The following is a 20603-nucleotide window of genomic DNA, read 5'->3' on the forward strand; positions in this document are numbered from 1 at the left end:
GCAAACACACAAGCTAATCAGCCTTTGATGAAGGTTGATTAGCTTGTGTGTTATTTACTCCTATTTACAATAACGACCAAATCAGTCGTTTAATTCTAGACTCTTTTCTTCACCGTGTGCTACAAACTTCATGCAGATTAAAGCCACGATAAAACAAACTAAAGCAAAAACGAACAAGAGATGATCAGCTTGAAACACATCTTGCAACAAACCATAAAAAATTGGGCTTACAATGGAAGCTGAGAAAGAGAAGAGGTAATAGTAACCAGTAAAAGTCCCAATCGACGTAATCGAAGCGAACTCCAGCACCATCGGTAGGGAATTGATATTAATCAACGCCCAGAAAAAACCACCAATCATTAGGAGAAGCTGCAATAAATGTTGACTAGGTTGGGCGATAATCAAGACGAAAATTCCGATAAAGCCCACAATGCCAAACAAAATTGTTTTCTTACGTCCAAACTTGTGACCGAGGCGACCCGCCGGAATAGCAAACAACAAGAAAAATAATGAGAAACCTGCTAACATGACCGTCGCTTGCCCACCACTAATTCCATAAGTATTCGTCGCATACAAGGTAAAGAAGGTTTCAATCGCATTATTACCCATGAACCAAGCAAAAATTGCTAACAATAAAGCACCTAAACTTACTTTATATTGCGAAGGTAAAGCCATGAAGGTAGTCATACTCCCCGTCTTCGACTTAATCTTTGACAAACTCTCAAAGTCGGTAACTGATTGAGTCGACAGCTCGGCTTGATACAAGCTAAATTGGTCCCTAGCAGTTCGCGCCCAACGATTGGCAATCGTATCACGAATCGGTAACTGCTTTTCTTCTCTAAAGCTAATCGAATCCGGATCACGAACAAACAAATACAGAAAGATTAAGGCAAGCATCATAATCACCGATGCCATTAAGAAAGCATAAAACTTGTCCTCGCGAATATCCGACAACAGGCCACCATAATAAAACGCAATAATTGACCCAAGGCCCCCCATTAAATTAATAATTCCATTGGCTTCACTGCGCAAAGGCGACGGCGTCACATCCGGCATAATTGCTACCACAGGACTCCGCCACAAAGCCATTAATAGGTTAAAGGCAATAATAACGCCCATGAATTGCCAAAGAATCATCTGCAAAGGAATGAATGCAAACAGAAACGCGCAAATCGGAATACCAAGCACAATCCATGGCAACCGTCGCCCTAAACGACTCCTAGTTTTATCACTCCAAGCACCAATCAAAGGCTGCAGAATAACCCCAAAAAAATTATCAATCGTCATAATCGTCCCAATCATCGTCCGACTCATACTGAACCGCTCATCCAAAATCAAAGGCACCTGAGCATTATAAACCGCCCAAGCCAAACTCGAGGCCATAAAGCCCACGCCAATCAGAGAAATTTGCCAATAATTCAACCTTAAACCCTTCTTAGAATTCATTTGCCACCCCTCCCTTAAAAGCAGACTTAGTTTGCATTATTATATAACAAAATAGGATTGATAGGAACACTGTTTCAAAAGGAAGTTTGTGAAAAAAATAAAGACGGCAGAAGAGAACGAACTTCAAAAAAGGTTGGCGCCCTCATAAGAAACAAAAGAGCGACACACTACAAAAGTAATGTGTCGCTCTCACTCAGTTATATTTAAACCGTTTCGTCAGCCTTAATCTCTAAACGCATATTTAAATTAAGGTAGCCGCGCTCGCTTTTTAAGACGAAGGCATTAGACCGTAATTTTAAATCAATTATGTTTTCTTGATCTAAATAAATTAATGCAGACTTTTGCGCTTTAATTGGCCCTAAATTACTTTCAATCGTCGTATCGTACACTTCTTGGGCATCATTGGCTCTTAGAATGAATACACCAGAATTTGCACAGGCACAGACCTCTGTGCCAGTATCATAAAAAAGACTCAGCTGATTGACTGCTGCTTTCTTTTCAAGAAATGTGCTTGCCTCTTGGGTAAATGTTAAATTCATCTAATCACTCCCTTTACTACTTCAATTATAACGCAACAGTCAGCTTTAGACCATAATATTACATTTAATATTTAGTAAAAGATGCAGATGAAGATGAAGATGAAGAGATGGCTGTTTGAAGTAGACTCCCAGGTGATGTAGCGATTTGTTATATCACTTCCAGGTGATGTAGCGATTTGTTATATCACTCCCAGGTGATGTAGCGCTTTGTTATATCACTTCCAGGTGATGTAGCAGTTTGTTATATCACTCCCAGGTGATGTAGCGCTTTGTTATATCACTTCCAGGTGATGTAGCAGTTTGTTATATCACTTCCAGGTGATGTAGCGGTTTGTTATATCACTTCCAGGTGATGTAGTGCTTTGTTATATCACTTCCAGGTGATGTAGCAGTTTGTTATATCACTTCCAGGTGATGTAGCGGTTTGTTATATCACTTCCAGGTGATGTAGTGCTTTGTTATATCACTCCCAGGTGATGTAGTGCTTTGTTATATCACTCCCAGGTGATGTAGCAGTTTGTTATATCACTTCCAGGTGATGTAGCAGTTTGTTATATCACTAAACATTGATAATGCAGCTAACGACATCAATTTTATTAGGCGTTTCCAATCCAATATTCTTCAACAACTAACCAAAAAAGAGTCGACCAGATGGTCGACCCCTTAATTTATTTAAATAAAGGCCATCACAATGTAGTTTAAGATGAACAGTATAATGGATACCCAGATAAGAGGGTGAACGTCTTTTCCTTCACCTTTTACAGTTTTTACTAAACCGTATGTGATGAAACCAGCTGCAATACCATTTGAGATTGAGTAAGCAAGCCCCATAAAGATTGAAGCAAAGAATGCTGGAACAGCTTCAGAGAAATCAGACCAGTCCACATCGTTTAAAGAAGCAATCATCAAAATACCTACAATAATTAAAGCAGGAGCAGTTGCTTGCGTTGGCACAATGCCAATCACTGGTGAAAGGAACATCGCTAATAAGAAACAAATAGAAGTGACAACAGATGTCATACCTGTACGACCACCAGCGCCAATACCTGCAGCAGATTCAACATAAGTTGTTACGTTCGATGTACCAAACAATGCACCAACTAATGTACCAATTGAATCACCAAACAATGCTTTATCCATTTTTGAACTGAAACCTTTGCTGTCTTGAACCGCTTTTTCATCTTCTTCAGAGAAGATACCAGTACGACGACCAGTTCCAATAAATGTTCCGATTGTGTCAAAGATATCAGATAAACTGAATGAGAAAATAGTAATTAATACAATTGGTAATTTAGTGAGGTCTGAGAATAAAGACGGTAGGCCTGCAGGGGTGAAAATTACCAAGAATGTTTCACCTAAATCATCAAATGCACTTGCTAATGAATTGTCTACTAAATTAATGGTTGATAAATCGACTAAGCCCATTGGAATAGCTAATAAAGTTGTAGCAACAATTCCAATTAGAATCGCACCTTGAATATTTTTAAGCATTAAGACAACTGTAATCACTAAACCAATTAAAGCAAGTAACACACCTGGATCTGTGAAGTTAACTAAAGCAGGAAGTGCTCCACTGTTGGCAACAAGTGAGTCGATTCCGTTTGTAATTGGAGCTGTTGGGTCGCCACCGTTAATTGACAAGATGTTGTAGCCGTCCACCGTAAAGTTTAATAAACCAGCATTCTTAATTCCGATATAGCCAATGAAAATCCCAATACCTGCAGAAATCGCATGTTGCAATGAATCTGGGATAGCAATAATTAACATTTTACGAACTTTTGTGATTGTTATGACAATATTAACAACCCCACAAATAAATACCATTGCAAGTGCTTCTTGCCATGTAAAACCTAAAGCAAAAACAACTGTATACGTAAAGAAGGCGTTTAGCCCCATACCTGGTGCAACTGCATAAGGCACGTTAGCAAATAATCCTAAAATTAAAGTTGCGATAGCAGAAGAAAAAATAGTTGCTAGAAATACAGCCTGACTAGGCATACCTGACAAAGCTAATAATGACGGGTTAACAAAAATAATGTATGACATTGCAAGGAAGGTCGTAATCCCAGCTGTAATTTCTGTACTTAATTTAGTACCGTTTTCTTCGAACTTAAAAAAATTTTCCACAAAAATCCTCCTAAAATAATGAACTCTTCATAATTACAAAAATGAGTATAGCATATTAAATTCCTTAAAAAAGCATAAAACAGAACTATTTAATTTTAAATAACATAAATGTTCGTGTTTATTTCGTTGAGCGCTTTTTTGTGAAATAAGCGTGATTTTATGGTCAATAACTATTACCGAATGATTACGGAATTTTATAAAACAGCCATTCCAGTTGCACGTGAATGTTAGCGAAGGGGGAATATGGTATAATTATGGATGCTAAAGCAAAGAAAGGGGTGCATAGAGATGGAAGCATATATAGATGAGCGTTTTGAAGAAGCCTTTGTTATCGGTGATATTCATGGAATGAAGAAATCAGTTGAAGACATGTTGAAAAATTGGAATCGTGATAAACAACAATTAATTTTTGTTGGCGATTATATTGATCGTGGGCCACAATCTGCTGATTCTTTGCTACTTGTACGAAAACTTCAGATGGAATACGGGGCAATTTGCTTGAGAGGGAATCACGAAGAAATGTTTTTAGCTTTTCTTCAAAATCCGATTAGTAAATGGACCCTCTATGAAAGAAATGGTGGTTTGAGCACTGTTTCGCAATTGTTAGGGGAATCGACACTAACCGTCAGTCAATATTCTCGTATTAAACTTGCGAGATTATTAAATGAACGCTATCCATGGTTGGAAAGCTGGCTACGCGATTTACCCTATTTCGTAGAATTTGGGAATTTTGTCGTTGTGCACGCCGGACTTAATTTGCGTTTAGATGATTGGCGACACACGAGCCCACATGATATGGTTTGGATTCGTCAGGACTTTCACGAAGCCGCCAACCAAACGGGCAAAACGATTGTCTTTGGACATACGCCCGTAATGAATTTGCACAATAACCGATCGGCCGTCCATGTTTGGCAAAAAGATGACAAATGGGGTATCGATGGCGGCGCAGTTTATGGTGGAAGTTTACTGGCTTTGCAGATGAATCGCCAAGAAGTAAAACAAATGTTTCAAGTAAAGAGTTAGGAGACGGACATGACAGAGGTATTAGAAGACAAGCAAGTAATTAAGCAAATTAGTAGTGAGGTTCAAGTTAAACCCACGCAAGTAGATTCGGTGTTAAAATTATTAGGAGAAGGCAATACCATTCCTTTTATTGCACGTTACCGTAAAGAAGTGACGGGTTCGTTAGATGAAGTTCAAATTCATTTGATTGAGCAAAAATATCAATACATGATGAATATGAGACAAAGAAAAGAAGAAGTGACGCGTTTGATTGGTGAGCAAGACAAGCTGACAGATGCCTTAAGTCAGCAAATTGAACAAGCAACGACTTTACAACAAATTGAAGATATTTATCGTCCATTTAAACAAAAACGTCGCACGAAGGCGATGACCGCAGAAGAAAATGGCTTATCACCTTTAGCGGATTGGTTGCAATCGAGCGCTGATCCACAAGTAACGCCTTTAGAAAAAGCAGCGGAATATATCAACGAGAAAGTTGAGACGGCTGAAGCTGCCTTAGCAGGTGCACATGAAATTATTGCACAAGAAGTCTCTGATAATGCGACTTACCGTGAATTTATCCGTAAGTATTCTCGATACAATGCGAAATTGACGACTAAATTAAAAGATGAAAGTTTAGACGAAACTAAAGTCTATCAAATGTATTATGACTTTTCAGAAGGCATTAACAAGTTGCCTGAACACCGTATTTTGGCAATCAATCGTGCTGAAAAAGAAGGAGTTCTATCCGCAAAACTTGTGATTGATGAAGTGCCTGTGATTCGCTATATGAGTCAACGAACGATTGCTTCTGCACTTCCAGAAGTTAGACGTGAGTTAATTCAAGCGGCTATCGAGGATAGCTACAAACGTTTCATTGGACCAGCGATTGAACGTGAGTTGAGAAATGAAGCAACAGAAAGAGCAGACAAACAAGCTATTCAAGTATTCGGTGATAACTTGCGTCACTTACTGTTACAACCGCCACTAAAAGGGCGTATCGTATTAGGATTAGACCCAGCTTACCGTACAGGATGTAAGTTAGCCGTTATTAATGAAACGGGACGTGTCTTGGATAAGGACGTTATTTACCCTCATAAACCTGCCAACGCTAAGCAAAGAGCCGCAGCGAGACCGGCATTAAAAGCAATGATTGAAAAACATCAAGTTGACGTAATTGCAATTGGTAACGGAACAGCCAGCCGCGAATCAGAAACCTTTGTAAACGAAATCGTTCAAGAATTAGACCGTAAAGTTCAGTTTATTGTCGTCAACGAAGCTGGCGCTTCCGTTTATAGTGCGAGTGAAATTGCCCGTCAAGAATTCCCAGATTATCAAGTGGAAGAACGAAGTGCGGTAAGTATTGCGCGTCGTTTACAGGATCCTTTAGCTGAGTTAATTAAAATCGATCCTAAATCGATGGGAGTCGGTCAATACCAACATGACGTGGCTCAGAATATGTTAACTGATCAGTTAGATTTCGTGGTAAACATCACGGTGAATCAGGTTGGTGTGGACATTAACACAGCCAGCGTCCCTTTATTACAACACGTTTCTGGTTTAACGACGACAACAGCTAAAAACATTATTGCTTTGCGTGATGAAATAGGACGCTTTGACAACCGTACGCAAATTAAAGATGTCAAACGTTTAGGACCTAAAACTTATGAGCAAGCGGTTGGTTTCTTACGTATTCTTGATGGGAAGAATCCATTAGACCAAACAAGTATTCACCCTGAAACTTATAAAGATGCTAAGAAGATTCTGAAGATGGCTGAAGTTGACTTATCAGAGTTGGGTACAGACGATGCGAATAAGAAATTAAAGACAATCGACGTTAAAACTTTAGCCCTTGATTCTGATTTAGGTGTGGAATCATTACAAGATATCATCGATGGCTTAATGAATCCTAGCGCAGATATTCGTGATGGCCAGGATGCACCTATCTTACGTGAAGACGTGTTAACGATGGATGATTTACATGAAGGTCTACAGTTACAAGGGGTGGTTCGTAACGTAGTAGACTTTGGTGCTTTCGTGGATATCGGCGTAAAAGAAGACGGCTTAATTCACATTTCTAAGTTATCTAGAAAATTCATTAAGCATCCTTCCGAAGCAGTTTCAGTCGGAGATATTGTTGAAGTAGAAGTGATTTCTGTTGATAAGGCGAAAAGTCGTATCGGTTTGAAACGTTTATTCCCTAAAATAAATAACTAATTCAGTATACTAGTGGTCATGATTTTTCAAGATCCACTAGTATTTTTTTTGGATTGTGAGGTGCAATCTGATAAGCAATGCGGTAAAATAGATTCAACTTAAATTCTGTGCTTTGAAAAGAGGAGAATTTTATGAAAACATCTGATATTGAACAAAAGTATGCCGTCTCGAGAGAGGCCTTGCGCTACTATATCGAACGTGGCTTGTTGAATCCTACCTGCATTAATGATTCCTTGGAATGGGAAGAAAAAGATGAAGTGACTTTGCAAAGCGTGTTGCAACTGAGAACAATGGGCTTAACTATCGACAGTATTGTTGAACTCAAACAGGATCATCAGGATAGTGTGGGGTTACAAACAAAATTGCTGCGCCGGGTGGAAAAAGTCAAACAAGAGATTGAAGCAATCGATTCAGAACAAAGAGAACTGGCTTATCGCAAGCAGATATTAGAGACTGCCTTACATCAACTGAGTCAGCAAATTCGTTTATATGAAGAAAGTGATTGACAAAATAGGTCAGGATGCCCTACAATAATATTGTTGTTGAAAATTGCGGTCGTGGCGGAATGGCAGACGCGCCAGCTTGAGGGGCTGGTGTCCTAAAGGATGTGTGGGTTCAAATCCCATCGACCGCATATCATAACTACTAATCTAAACGTCCATGAAGATAAAGTTCTTCATGGGCGTTTTTTATTTCATTAGGAGTGATTGAACTAGTTGATAGGTCTCAAACTGAAGCCAACTATTCTTATTATTGAGCCAGGGGGGTGACTCTTGGTTCAGAAAACGTAGTGCGTTTCGAGACGATGTAAGCTAAGTGATGACTAACTGTTTCATGTCTCTAGCAAACTTTATAATCGAATAAGACTGTATCGAGTATTCCCAAACCTAGAAATTTAACCCCTTATAGTGAAATGTGGCATACTAAAATCACCTTCTAATTGCTGTACATCCACCCACAAGAAGAAATTAGAGCATATTTTTAGAACTTACTCATAGTTTATCTTAAGGAGTAAATTAAGTGATTAGGCTTCAAATAAACGGCAAATATAGTTGGTTTTTAAAGAGTGATGAGTGTTTATTTTGACCGATTTACTTTTTGGGATAGTATGGCGTGAGAATTTTTTTAAATATGCTTGTTTAGAGGCTTATTTCTTGTTTTATACGTTCGGTTTTAAGTATATTTAATGTAAAGATACTTAGAGAAAGTGAATGAGAGAGGGTGGAAGGATGCTGAAACGTTCAATTATACTTATATTAATGTTGTGTTTTATTGGCTTGCCAAGAATATCAGGGCAAACTTTACCAAATGTGCTGATGGAGAATTATGAAGGAAAGGCAATCCCTCATACGTCGAGTGGGCTAACTAATCGATTGATTACTCAGGTGATGACGGAGTTTGATATAGAAGGCTCTAAGGAAATGTACCTTGATCAAAGGGATGGGGAAAGTCGTTTTCAAGTGGAAATACCATTGGGCGAGGACGGGCTTAGTGTTAGTTTTTATACCGGTAAAAGCACTCACGGCCAAGGTTTTTATATTTACCAAAAAGTGGCTTCTGAAAAAGTTGCTGATTTTGAAACGATTCACCGTTTGGTAAACTTAGTAGATGAGTCGCTTAGCGAAGAGGCTATTCAAGAGGCCTATGATCAGTGGTTAATGGATTTAAGTGGCACACAGAATTTTATTTTAGGCGGACATGCGGTGAATACCTATAATTATATAGAAGATGAAAAAGAATACCTTGCCTTTGAGGTCATGTATGAATACTTCGATACAGTTTTTGAAGACGAAAGTGTTCAAAACATTGTGACAACATTGTATGACGACTCAACGGAATTTCCTAATATTTATGCCAAAGATTATGCCGACAATCAAGAAGAAGTTTATGTTAATCGAGTGTTTATTAATCGAATTCTACATGAAATCAGTCAGACTTTTGGCTTTGAATTAGGTGAAGAACACCTAACTGCGATGGGAAATACGGTGTATTATTATCCTGAGGAGTTAGCTGAATTTGGTCGTTTAAATGAGTTCTATATTTTTTCTGGTCAGTCCGGTGCGGGCTCACGAATTGAGATTAGATTTACAATTGCTCATAATGACACACAAACACCCGCCATCAATAACCTCGAAGATCAGAGGCGAAGTTTCTTTTATTTCTTTGCGAAATTGTTGGATCCACTGTTGACAGATGTAGAGATTGAACAAGCCTTTTTGGATACGATTTATGAGGATCGTGGTGAGTATCGCTTAGGTCATATTTCAATACAAAAGGAAGGTTTTACGGACGAAACGATTAGTATGTATCGATTATTAACTTTCGAAGAAATTGAAGCAGTCTTTCCTGACAGCATAAACACTGTGTCGAAGGAACAAGCAAGCGACATCTTACTTGCTGAAGATGAGTACCATATTGCTAGCGCTGAACAACTGGCCAATCCAGACAAAATATATGATAGTTATTTGCCTTATACGCGACTAGCAAGTGGAAGAGGTAATGCTAAGCTAGAGTTTGAAACGTTGACGCAAGAGTATTGGGAGATTCTTCCAAATTTTAAGGCCCCTTTGACTATTACTGGAAAAGTCATTGCAAGTAATGAACAAGAAAATTGGCTGGAAATCAAGCCAGACAATGCTTCCTTTTTTGAGAGTTATTATGTGTATACGCCCGGCATCACTTTAGAATTGTCTGGAATGGTTGAAGTAACAGGACAGAATTTAGGGGTGCAAGATGAAGGGCCTGAGAATTTAAGTATCCTAGCCCAGAGTATTAAACAGGCGGGAGAGCTGATCTATCAAGCGGGAGGTGATCAGAATGAATAAAAGCATGTTAGGTCTCTTCGGAGTTTATCTAGTAATTCTCGGTTTGTTTTTCTGGCAAGTTAGACAAGAATCAAATAAACCAGAGAACGGCTATCTTAATGAATCCTATATTGTGAAACTGAACTCCCTCGACGAAGAAGAACTCTATCGTTTACGTAAGACACAAAGTGACTCTTCTGATTCAGCCTATTTTATGAATTTATCTGAGCAACAATTAATTAAAAAATCTGCCTTAGAAGTACAAAATAATCTAGCAACAAGGGTTAATGAGAAATATGCTGCTGTTTTAAAAGCGAGAATTGATTTCAATAATCAGTTGGTGTCTTTTGCAGACGCTAGCTATGCTTTTGTTGAAAAATCGCACTCAGAGTATGCAATCGCAGAAGGGGAAGAGGCTAAAATCAGTGATGAAAACTTGACCTTGTTAGTTGAAAATGCCAAGAGCACTCAGCGAGAACGTAATCAAGAAATTTGGAATACTGCTTGGTTTGCAATAGGAATCTATGTGTTATTCGCCGTGATTGGTAGTGTGATTTTATTTAATCTAGAGACAATTTCTCATTGGTTGGTTAATTTATTTGTGCAAGATGCGACACCAGGACCGATTATTGCTTTCTTAATTGGTTTGTCAGCTTTAGGACTGATCGTCAGAGGTCTATTTGTACTCTATCTTGCTTATTCAGCCATCACCTAATCATTAGAAGTCTCGTTAATAAATGAAGCGATTGCTTTTGAACTTCTTGTAAAATGCGAGTAAATTAGCTAGACTAAGAGAGAGGGAAATACGAGAAGAAGGGCGGTGTTTCAGTGCCGAGTAGAAAAATTTATTATTTACTGTTACTGGCATTAACCAGTCAAGCGGTTCTATTTAACCTTACAGTTGAAGCGATTAACGCAAAGACAGTTCATTCGCGATTGAATGATATTGAAGAAAGAGTTGACTCTCAAAGAGCCATTACGTCCGACTCAGTCAATGAAACTGAAAAGGACCTATCAAGTGAGGCGTATAGTGAGTCAGTTAGCGAGGACGAGCAGGCGACAATGGATTCAGAAATGCCTGCTGAAGAAACACCAGTTGATGAAGCGCAGGCTAAGGCTTATCGAGATGAACAAAAAATTAATGATTTTGTGAAAGCTTTGAGCGGCTTAGAAACCATTGAACATTATCAAATCAATTACACACTAACGGATACTCAAACAGAAGAAATTGTTGCACAAGGTGATTATGTCGGAAATCAAACCGAAGGGGATCTAATGGGAAGAATCACTTACCATTTTCCCAAAGCCGCCCCGAAGCAATATGATTTTGAGTTTATCAGTTACCGGCATTTTGATTTAGCCTACGTAAAAACGTTTGAATGGTTGGATTCGATGGCGTTTTTTAATCAACCTTATTTCAACCGAGCGATTCAAGAACAAGTAGCGGATTTACATGATGTGTTTGTGGCGATTGAAAGTTCCGAATTAAACCGTGTCAATCTACAAAATGATCCGTTCAAAACACTCTTGATGTTGCCAGATTTAAATCGTTTGAGTCGCATCTCGGCTGATAGCCTATATCAGGTGAATGAACTTTATTTACTTTCACTAGAAAGACTTGAGATTCCAGAGTATCTCTTTAGAAGGTCGACCAATTTCGGTTTTGACTTTCACTTAGGAATGAAAGTTTTGCCAGCGACAGAAAATAGAACACATTTAGATTGGAATGTAACGAGTGAGCAGCGCTTTCAAATTTCAGAAAAAGATAACAGCTTGAATTTCAAAGTTGCCGTTGATTCTGAATTAAGTGACTTGATGTTGCCACAACTTCCTGAAGAAACCGTAAGAGTTAATGACAATTTTGCCCGTCAAATGAGCTTGGATAATAATGTGATGTTGGACAAATTAACGAAGGTAAATATGGCGTATAATAAGGCCACTCAAACTTATCGTATGACTTTAGTCGGAATCGTGGAACAGATTGAATTTAATATATTCAGTGATGAAACGGCCGGTTTAGAAACAACCGAGTACCGCTTGGATTATACTGTGAAGCCAATTGAACGAGAAATCCCCAGATTAGACGACATTAGAAAAATGACCGGAGCAGAAGCGGATTATATTCTTGAGGAGCTTTTAAGTCCTTAAAAAAACTTCATTGAAAAACTAATTATTAAATTAGACGGATATAAACAAGAGCTCTACTCAATCATCTGAGTAAAGCTCTTGTTTATTTAGTCGTATCTTTTGACTTCGTAATGACTCGTGTTCTCTTTATACAGTGACCTCATAAAAGGAATACCAATGAGAGAAATCACACCCACCCCTAGGCCAACATCAAATAGATAATTCATGCGAACCGAGGGTTCGCTTAAAATCACCCGATGGATATTCCTGAAAGCATACCAATAAAATTGATCGTAGCCATCGTCAGCTGTCCAAGCCCAAACCGCATGATTGCCTAAAAAACCATAAAAATGGTCAGAATAAAAACTAAAATCACGCCGACATTACTGACTTTCCCACCAGCGATTTGATAACTCTTGAATGCAAAGAACAAAGCCAAGATAGCCGCAATCCAAGCAAAATAGCCAAGTAAACCGATAAAGAACTACAACAAAGCACTTAGTGAAGCACCCATTAGGGCACCCACTAAACCAAGCAACATATTCTCTTTTTTGTTGGTAAATTGGGTCTGTTGTTCCTTGACTTCTTCGAGCGTTAAATAATAATTCTCCTCGGATAAATACGTATAGTACTCATTAAATTGACTCAATTTGACCGAACCATCATTGATGCCTGTTTTAACATCGTCCGTCTCATAACCCAATTTGCGAAATTTTTCTGGAAAAGTATCAAGAATATGACGAATCGTTTGCATCATTTTTGCTTCTTAAGGAGACTTTCCCAGTAATGATGATCGTAGCAGCTTGTTGTTCGATTGAATGGATGGTCGGTAATTGCTTGCAGTCTTCGAAAAAAAGCACAATATTAGCCACAGCTTCTCCTGGATGCGCACCGAGCATTATATAGTAAAGATTACTCTAAGGTTGAACAGAAATTAAAGTATAAACACCCTCGATCTGTCCATGAACGACTACTTTTTCAGCCGCTTTTAAAGCATACTCCTCAAGCAAAAATTTGGATCTTGAATAAACCAATAAAACACCTCTTTCTCATGTCTAAAATGATTAAAAAAACTTAAGCTTGAAAGCTAAAGAAAAGTTTTCAAGTAAAAGCACCTTAAATGAATGACGGCATCTTCAGGATACACTCAACACATCAATATAACGGTAAAAAAGCATCTAAATGGCAACATCTTTGAAGATACTTTAAAGTTAAATTGATGCTTTATTAGTATTAAAGACAATATGATTCACATCTGTCGATTGTTGCGTCGTAAAATTCATACATAAATCTGCCAATTCATTCGGCGAAATATCAAATTGATTATTGACCCATTCGGTCATCACATTAAAGGCTAGTCCAATCATACCACGCACATTATAACGCATACTTGCTTCACTGTAATCTTCAGAAAAAGCCGAGTTCAAATAATTAAGGACAAAATAGCTCTGCATTTCACTTCCCAAGACAAGCTTCACTTCGGCTTGGTTCTCGTAGAGGAAAGTAAACAGATGTAACCAAAACTGATACCAATCGCCTCCTAAGATGAAGGCTTCACCTTCAGCGAGGATTCGATAAAAGAGTTGATTGCAAATATCTTGAAAAATCGCCGTCATCGAATCATAGTTACGATAATAGGCCATTCTAGAAACACCGGCTCGTTTGGTTAATTCCGTGACAGAGAGTTGATCGATCGATTTATGATCGAGTAGTTGCATCATGGCGGTCATAATTGCCTCGCGGGTCAGTTGGTTGATTTCTTGATTGCTAGGGGATGCCATAGAATACTCCTTTCATCTGTTGGTGTAGGTGTAGCAAAAGTCCTTTGAGTGTCACATCTGAGGCTTTATCTATTGAAGTCCAAATTATCAGGTGTTACTATTGTAACATCGAATAGTTATAAGTGAAAGGCACTTGTATGTACTATAATGAGTAGCGCACGAAAATAATCAAAGACTTGATACATAGACACTGTAAGAACTAACAAATAATAAACAAAGAGATAGAGGGATACGTATGAAAAGATACCGTTTAAGACCACTAGCAACGAAAAGAATATTAGCAGGCGAGCGTTTAATCACAATTGATGACTTTGAACAAACAGAGCAAGCGGAACACTTAGAAGAAGGCATGGTAATTATGTTAAGCGACGCAGACCGTCGTTTAAATGCTAAAGCATTAGTGGGCCGTCAGAATAAAGGACTCGCTTGGGTATTTACGAATGAGCAAGACGAGTTTTGGGATGAAGAGTTGCTTACACAACGCTTAGAAGCAGCAATCGAAATCAGACAAAAATTTCTATCAGAAGACCAAAGTGTCACAACCGCTTTTCGTTTATTCAATGGAGAAGGTGACGGCATTGGCGGTGTAACGATTGATTGGTACGAAGCATACATTCAATTCAACTGGTATTCAAGAGGAATATATGAATACCGTGAGTGGTTTGTAGCGGCTTTACAAGAATTATTACCTAATATCAAAGGTATCTATGAAACAAAGCGCTTCAAATTATTCGATAATGAATCAGCAATTGCTCATACAAGTGGTGAAGCTGCTCCACAACCGTTAGTGATTAAAGAGAATTCAATTGAGTACGCTGTATATTTAGGCGAGGATTGGATGACTGGCATCTTCCTAGATCAACGTGAAGTCCGTTCATTTGTACAAACGCAAGCACAAGATTTAAATGTCTTAAACTTATTTAGCTACACTGGCGCATTTTCAGTCGCAGCGGCTGTCGGAGGCGCAGCTAAAACGGTCAGCATCGATGTTGCTAATCGTAGTGTTGAAAAGACGAAAGAGCAATTTGCATTAAATGGCATTGATGCTCAACCACCTCAACATGAAGTTCGTGTGATGGACGTATTCGATTATGTGAATTATGCGAAAAGACATAACTTAACCTTCGATCTAGTCGTTTGTGATCCACCAAGTTTTGCCCGCACTAAAAAACGCCTGTTTAAAGCCGAAAAAGATTACGCACAATTAGCACAAGATTTATTTGACCTTACGGCACCTGGAGGCTTATGTATCTTAAGTACCAACCACAGTGGTTATAAAAAAGAAGCCTTTATTAATGAAATGTCGCAAGTCGGTCGTTCACATTCAGGACATTTTCAGATGATACAGTCTTATGGTCTACCATTTGATTTCCCAGCGAGTCTTGATGCAGAAAGCCACTACTTAAAAGTATTAGTCTTCTACCGCAATAATTAAGCAAACACAAGCGCTAACGTAATTAGATATTAGAAAGAAGGGGTTAACACATGGCTTATATCGAATTAAAAGACGTCGTTAAAGAATATAAAACGGGTGATGTGGTAACCCGGGCCAATGACGGCATAAACTTTAAGATTGAAAAAGGTGAATTCGTTGTCATTCTTGGCCCATCTGGTGCAGGAAAGTCAACGACTTTAAATATACTAGGTGGCATGGACCAAGCCACTTCAGGCGATGTCCTCATTGACAAAGAAAACATTGCCACATATTCCACTAAAGAACTGACAACCTTCCGCCGTTATGGCGTCGGATTTGTCTTTCAAAATTATAACTTGGTTCCCAATCTGACAGCCAAAGAAAATGTCGAACTGATGATTCAAATTGCCGGTAGCAAAGCCGACGCAGCACAAACCTTAATGGATTGTGGCCTCGGCCATCGCTTAAATAACTTCCCAGCCCAACTATCGGGCGGGGAACAACAAAGAGTATCGATTGCCAGAGCGATTGCAGGTAAACCTAAGTTGTTATTGTGTGACGAACCGACCGGTGCATTGGACTATGAAACAGGAAAACAAGTCTTGCAATTGCTCCAAGATACCTGTCACGAAACTAACACAACCGTGATTGTCATTACTCATAACCAAACCATCGCTCAAATGGCCAATCGAGTCATCAAAATACGCAATGGTAAAGTCAGCGAAATGACCTGTAACGACCATCCGAAAAAAGTAGATGATATCCAATGGTAACAGTGTTAGAAAGTGATGTGATACGATGAACTCAACAATCTGGAAAGACAACTTACGTGAAATCAAACAATCCTTCCCGAGATTTCTATCGATCTTTGCAATCATTAGTCTAGGCGTCGCCTTTTTTATTGGCATCAAAGCGACCGGACCCGCGATGACACAAACAGCCATCCAATACTTTGACAACTACCAACTACCCGACGGCACCATACTCTCGACCAGCGGCATCAACTCGAGCGACCTTGACATACTGGCCAAGCAACACGGCATCACCTGGCTACCGATGAAAAGTTTCGACTCGACATTAAAACCCGGCACCGAAACGGCCAAAATTTACACCCATAAGCCACAAGAACCCAAACATTTCTTTAACATTGTACAAGGTCATTTACCAGAAGCAAGTAAGGAAATCGCCTTGGACACACTACTTATGAAGCAGATGAACGAAGACGGTGACAGCATTCAATTAGGCGATGTGGTGACTTTAGAACAACCTAGCAACTACAATGAGACGTCCTTTGAAGAAGAAACCCTGGCAAGTTCCGGCTCCCACCAAGCAGAGTCCAACTCGTTGACAGTTGAAGCACCTCACTTACTAGAAACAGAATATACTGTGGTGGGCTTTGTTGAGACCCCTTTATATTTCGAACGGATTTCTCGTGGACCTGGTACCGTTTCAACCTTTGCAGTAGTGCCTGAAGAAAATGTAGCTGGAGATATTTATAGTGAAGTCTACTACTGGGTAGATGAAGCTAGCGCCTATGATGCGTATTCCGACGAATATGATGCGATTGCCTTAGAGAGCAAACAATCAATCGAAGAAAGTTTGAATGGTCAACCTTTGGCACGCTTAAATGAAATGCGCCGTGACCTCAACCAATTACTTCGCGACGGACGCAAAGAAATCTCAGACGGCTATCTTGAAATAAGCAACGGCCATCGTTTACTTAGTGAGGGGCGCAAGGAATTAGACGGAGGCTGGTTTGAGTACCGTGAAGGCCAAGAGGAGCTTATAGAAGGTCAGCTTCAACTGTTTGAAGGTCGACAAGAACTCGAGGATAGTCAAGCGGCTTTACAAGCAGGTTGGTTGGAATTAAATGCTAACCAAAAACGACTACTCGAAAACGAAGGCGTTTATCAAGCAGGATTAGCAGAGTATTATGCAGGTCTGAGCGCATTTGAAGATGGCATCGCCTTAGCCGAAGCAGAATTAAAAGCCGGTGAAGTCGAACTGACTAGCGCCTATGCGGCACTTGAAGTTGGATGCTTAGAATTAATCGATGGCCAAAGACAAATCGATGAAGGCCGTGCAGAGTTAACAGCCGCTCGCCAACAATTAATTGATGAATTAACTCAACAAATTCCCGAAGGGTTTGAAGATCCAGAGGCGATTCTGGCTTACTTAGAAGAAATCGGCCTTTCGGTTGAATCGTTAGTCTCTCAATTGGAAGATGATTTAAGCGAATTGCCTCAGCAATTAGAAACTTTGGGTCAAGAATTAGCGGCGATTCAAGCAGAGATTTCTGAACTAGAAACGAGTCAAGAAACACTGCTTGCTCGCCAAACGGAATTAGAAACAAGTATCGAAACTCAAGAAGTAACTCTTGTAGCTTTACATGATAATTTAGTCACTAAAGAAAATACACTCAGTCCGTTACTAGAAGAGGTCGCTCGTATCCAGGCCTTACTCGAAGCAACACCGCCTACTATCCCAGGCGAACTTGATCCAGATACTGGTGAAGAAGGCGAGTCGATCGCCAATCCGGACTATCAATCTCTTCAAGCTCAACTAATGGAAGTTCAATCTCAAGCCCAACAGCAGAGTCAACTTGTCTCACAGGCACAAACTGAAGTGACAGCAGCCCAAAGCCAATTAACGGCTAATCAGACCGAATTAGCGGAGGTAAATGCTCAAATTGAAACCACTCAAGGGCAAATAGAGCGCTTAAGACAAAGCCAAATCGAGAAGGTGTCTGAAGTAGAATTGCTTCAAGAATTATGGGCAGATATTGACCAAGAAGCCATTCAACAGCAAATTGACGAATTGTTAGCCTCACAAACAGACATTGAGGCACAAATTCGACAGCTGATTGAAGCAATCGAGCAGATGCAAGCAGCTGAGGCACAACTCAATGCAGCTCAAACCCAATTGGATGCCGGCTGGGCTGAGTACGCTAGTGGTTTATCTCAATATGAAGCAGGTCTGAGCCAGTTAACTGCCGGTCGCATCCAATTAGATAACGAACGAATAAATGGCCAAAGTCAATTAGCACTTGCCAAAGCTGAATTAGATGAAGGGCGCATCGCCTTAGATGAAGGCTATACACAACTTGAAGAGGGGCGCAATGCCTTATTTGACGGACAGGCTCAACTATCACAAGGCCGCCTTGACCTTCAAGACGCGTGGCATGAATTACAACATGGTAAACGTTTAGCATATGAAGGCTACCGTGAACTTCGTGACGGAGAAGAAGACTATGCTAGCAATGAACTAACATTATTGGATGAAGCAACAGCTGGCTTAATTGAATTAGCAGAGGCAGAAGAAGAGTTGGCAACTGCAGAAGAAGAACTCGCCACTTTGGAAGGCCCAATTTATTATGTCAATGGTCGTGATACTTTACAGCCATATGAAAGTGTTTATGAAAATGCCGAGAAATTAAATATTATCAGTCATATATTTCCCGTATTCTTTTTTGCAATCGCAGTCTTAGTCACCTTTACGACGGTTAAAAGAATGGGTAGTGAACAAAGAAATTATATGGGAACGATGAAACAAATGGGTTACCCAACCTATGTCATTTTATCAAAATTTGTGACCTATGCTGGTTTAGCTAGTGTTGTAGGGGTGATTTTTGGAATTATTGTGGGCTATCGGGTGTTTCCGCCGGTTATTATGAATGCCTATAATATGATGTATTACTTGGAGGATCAAGTAGTAGTGACCTCGTATAGTGTGAATGTGCTGGTGGCTATCATTGCGCTAAGTTGTGCTCTGGTGCCAGCGATTGTCACTCCAATCAATATCTTAAAAACTCAACCGGCAATGCTACTTCAACCGGAACCCCCTAAATCAGGTAAGAAAATTATATTTGAAAGAATCACTTGGTTGTGGAATATTCTAAGTTTTAAACGGAAGATGACCATTCGGAATCTCTTACGTTATAAAGGACGAAACATGATGACATTATTTGGAGTTGCAGGCTGTACGATGCTAATTGTTACTGGTTATGGAATTAGTGATACGATTTCAGGAATTGTAGATAAACAAATGACTGAAATTCAAACCTATAACGCTATGGTTTATTTAAACAGTCAACAAGAGTCTGATGATGTTGAAGCCTTTATGATGGAGCTGACTAACAATCCAGCGATTGAAGATTTTGTACCAATTTATACCGAGCAACTTGAAACTAATCGTTCAGATAAAGTAAATCAAGCTATCTCTGTGGTTGTACCATTGGTTGATGATGATGCTTTGGCAGACTTTATTAGTTTACGACGTCGAAGTCAGCCAGATGAAACACTTGCTTTAAGCACCGAAGGGGTCATTTTAACGGAAAGAATAGCTGAACATTTATCTTTTGATGAAGGAGAAGTCTTAGAATTAAAAGATGAAACTGAACAGTTATTTGAATTCCAAGTCTCAGCAATTACTGAACACTATATTGGACATAGTTTATACCTTTCGCCTCAAACGTATGAAAAACAATTTTTAAAAGAAGCACAAGCTAATGCTTTTTATATTCAGTATGCAAAGGGCATTGATAGTCGTCAGTTAGAAAAAGATTTTTCGAGCGATGATCGTATTTTAACTTTGCTTAATCTTGAAACAGTTGCTGATCAAGCAGGGCAGTCACTGGGAAGTTTAGATGTCATTACAATTGTTCTGATTATATCGGCGGCTGGTTTGGCTTTCGTTGTTTTATATAATTTAACGAATATAAATATCGCTGAACGAATGCGGGAATTATCAACTATCAAAGTGTTAGGCTTTTACAATCAAGAAGTTAGTATGTATATTTTTGAAGAAATACTTGTCTTAACTAGTATAGGTTCAATCCTTGGCCTGGGCTTAGGAAATCTATTAACGAGCTTTTTAATGAAGATGATGCAGCCAAATAATTTATTATTCCATCCAATTATTTATTGGGATAGTTATCTTGTATCTGCAGGTTTAACCTTCTTGTTTTCAAGTATCGTGATGCTGTTTATGCATCAGAAGTTAAGAAAAATAGATATGGTCGAAGCTTTGAAAGCCGTTGATTAACAAGCTTTTAGCTACTGGATTCAGAGAGTCCAGTAGCTTTTTTTATTGTTGTTGTGCGTCGCGAAAGGTTTAGCCTTATTTTGTCCGGAGGGGCTTTATGTTG

Annotated in this window: 14 protein-coding genes and 1 tRNA gene; 10 read left to right on the top strand and 5 right to left on the bottom strand. The window is 39.3% G+C overall.

Annotated elements, in window-relative coordinates; all coding sequences use genetic code 11:
* Nucleotides 1–81: 81 nt before the first annotated feature.
* The 3 genes from ACTQ45_RS00110 to ACTQ45_RS00120 form a co-directional block, all read right to left on the bottom strand.
* The gene (locus tag ACTQ45_RS00110; protein WP_441762596.1) at nt 82–1446 is read right to left on the bottom strand and encodes an MFS transporter; all 1365 of its coding nucleotides are present in this window, start codon (nt 1444–1446) and stop codon (nt 82–84) included.
* A gap of 203 nt (nt 1447–1649) precedes the next feature.
* Nucleotides 1650–1985 (bottom strand): iron-sulfur cluster biosynthesis family protein, encoded by a 336-nt coding sequence (locus ACTQ45_RS00115; RefSeq protein ID WP_441749943.1) that lies wholly within the window; start codon nt 1983–1985, stop codon nt 1650–1652.
* Between the two features lie 672 nt (nt 1986–2657).
* On the bottom strand, nt 2658–4112 hold the full coding sequence (locus ACTQ45_RS00120; RefSeq protein ID WP_441762597.1) for an NCS2 family permease: 1455 nt from the start codon (nt 4110–4112) through the stop codon (nt 2658–2660).
* A 288-nt stretch (nt 4113–4400) separates the two neighbouring features.
* Here ACTQ45_RS00120 and ACTQ45_RS00125 point away from each other — a divergent pair, with 288 nt between their 5' ends.
* The 7 genes from ACTQ45_RS00125 to ACTQ45_RS00155 all read left to right on the top strand — a co-directional run bounded on the left by ACTQ45_RS00125 (nt 4401) and on the right by ACTQ45_RS00155 (nt 12283).
* Entirely contained in the window at nt 4401–5135 is a 735-nt protein-coding gene (locus tag ACTQ45_RS00125) for a metallophosphoesterase family protein (RefSeq protein WP_441762598.1), read from the top strand.
* A 9-nt stretch (nt 5136–5144) separates the two neighbouring features.
* Nucleotides 5145–7331: a Tex family protein gene (locus ACTQ45_RS00130; RefSeq protein WP_441749948.1), complete on the top strand. Its 2187-nt coding sequence runs from the start codon at nt 5145–5147 to the stop codon at nt 7329–7331.
* 131 nt (nt 7332–7462) lie between these two features.
* Nucleotides 7463–7837 (top strand): MerR family transcriptional regulator, encoded by a 375-nt coding sequence (locus ACTQ45_RS00135; protein WP_441762599.1) that lies wholly within the window; start codon nt 7463–7465, stop codon nt 7835–7837.
* Nucleotides 7838–7882: 45 nt separating this feature from the next.
* Nucleotides 7883–7965, top strand: a tRNA-Leu gene (locus ACTQ45_RS00140).
* A gap of 595 nt (nt 7966–8560) precedes the next feature.
* Nucleotides 8561–10156: a hypothetical protein gene (locus ACTQ45_RS00145; protein ID WP_441762600.1), complete on the top strand. Its 1596-nt coding sequence runs from the start codon at nt 8561–8563 to the stop codon at nt 10154–10156.
* Nucleotides 10149–10850: a hypothetical protein gene (locus tag ACTQ45_RS00150; RefSeq protein WP_441762601.1), complete on the top strand. Its 702-nt coding sequence runs from the start codon at nt 10149–10151 to the stop codon at nt 10848–10850. The genes ACTQ45_RS00145 and ACTQ45_RS00150 overlap by 8 nt, the downstream gene beginning before the upstream one ends.
* 113 nt (nt 10851–10963) lie before the next feature.
* Nucleotides 10964–12283, top strand: a complete 1320-nt coding sequence (locus tag ACTQ45_RS00155; protein ID WP_441762602.1) for a hypothetical protein — start codon at nt 10964–10966, stop codon at nt 12281–12283.
* 463 nt (nt 12284–12746) lie between these two features.
* Here the strand turns inward: ACTQ45_RS00155 and ACTQ45_RS00160 are convergent, their stop codons facing one another.
* Together ACTQ45_RS00160 and ACTQ45_RS00165 are read right to left on the bottom strand one after the other, a co-directional pair.
* Complete coding sequence (locus tag ACTQ45_RS00160; RefSeq protein WP_441762603.1) at nt 12747–13019, bottom strand: hypothetical protein; 273 nt, start codon at nt 13017–13019, stop codon at nt 12747–12749.
* A 454-nt stretch (nt 13020–13473) separates the two neighbouring features.
* The gene (locus tag ACTQ45_RS00165) at nt 13474–14043 is read right to left on the bottom strand and encodes a TetR/AcrR family transcriptional regulator (RefSeq protein ID WP_441749954.1); all 570 of its coding nucleotides are present in this window, start codon (nt 14041–14043) and stop codon (nt 13474–13476) included.
* Between the two features lie 235 nt (nt 14044–14278).
* Between ACTQ45_RS00165 and ACTQ45_RS00170 the strand changes: the two genes are divergently transcribed.
* Genes ACTQ45_RS00170 through ACTQ45_RS00180 form a run of 3 tightly spaced genes read left to right on the top strand, consistent with a single transcriptional unit; the run spans nt 14279 to nt 20500 of the window.
* Nucleotides 14279–15478 (top strand): class I SAM-dependent rRNA methyltransferase, encoded by a 1200-nt coding sequence (locus ACTQ45_RS00170; RefSeq protein WP_441762604.1) that lies wholly within the window; start codon nt 14279–14281, stop codon nt 15476–15478.
* 50 nt (nt 15479–15528) lie between these two features.
* Entirely contained in the window at nt 15529–16230 is a 702-nt protein-coding gene (locus tag ACTQ45_RS00175) for an ABC transporter ATP-binding protein (protein WP_441762605.1), read from the top strand.
* 25 nt (nt 16231–16255) lie between these two features.
* Nucleotides 16256–20500, top strand: coding sequence for an FtsX-like permease family protein (locus ACTQ45_RS00180; protein ID WP_441762606.1), 4245 nt, complete (start codon nt 16256–16258; stop codon nt 20498–20500).
* The last annotated feature ends 103 nt before the right edge of the window (nt 20501–20603 follow it).

Origin of the sequence: Fundicoccus sp. Sow4_D5 (assembly GCF_052116365.1) — a bacterium.
GTDB lineage: Bacteria > Bacillota > Bacilli > Lactobacillales > Aerococcaceae > Fundicoccus.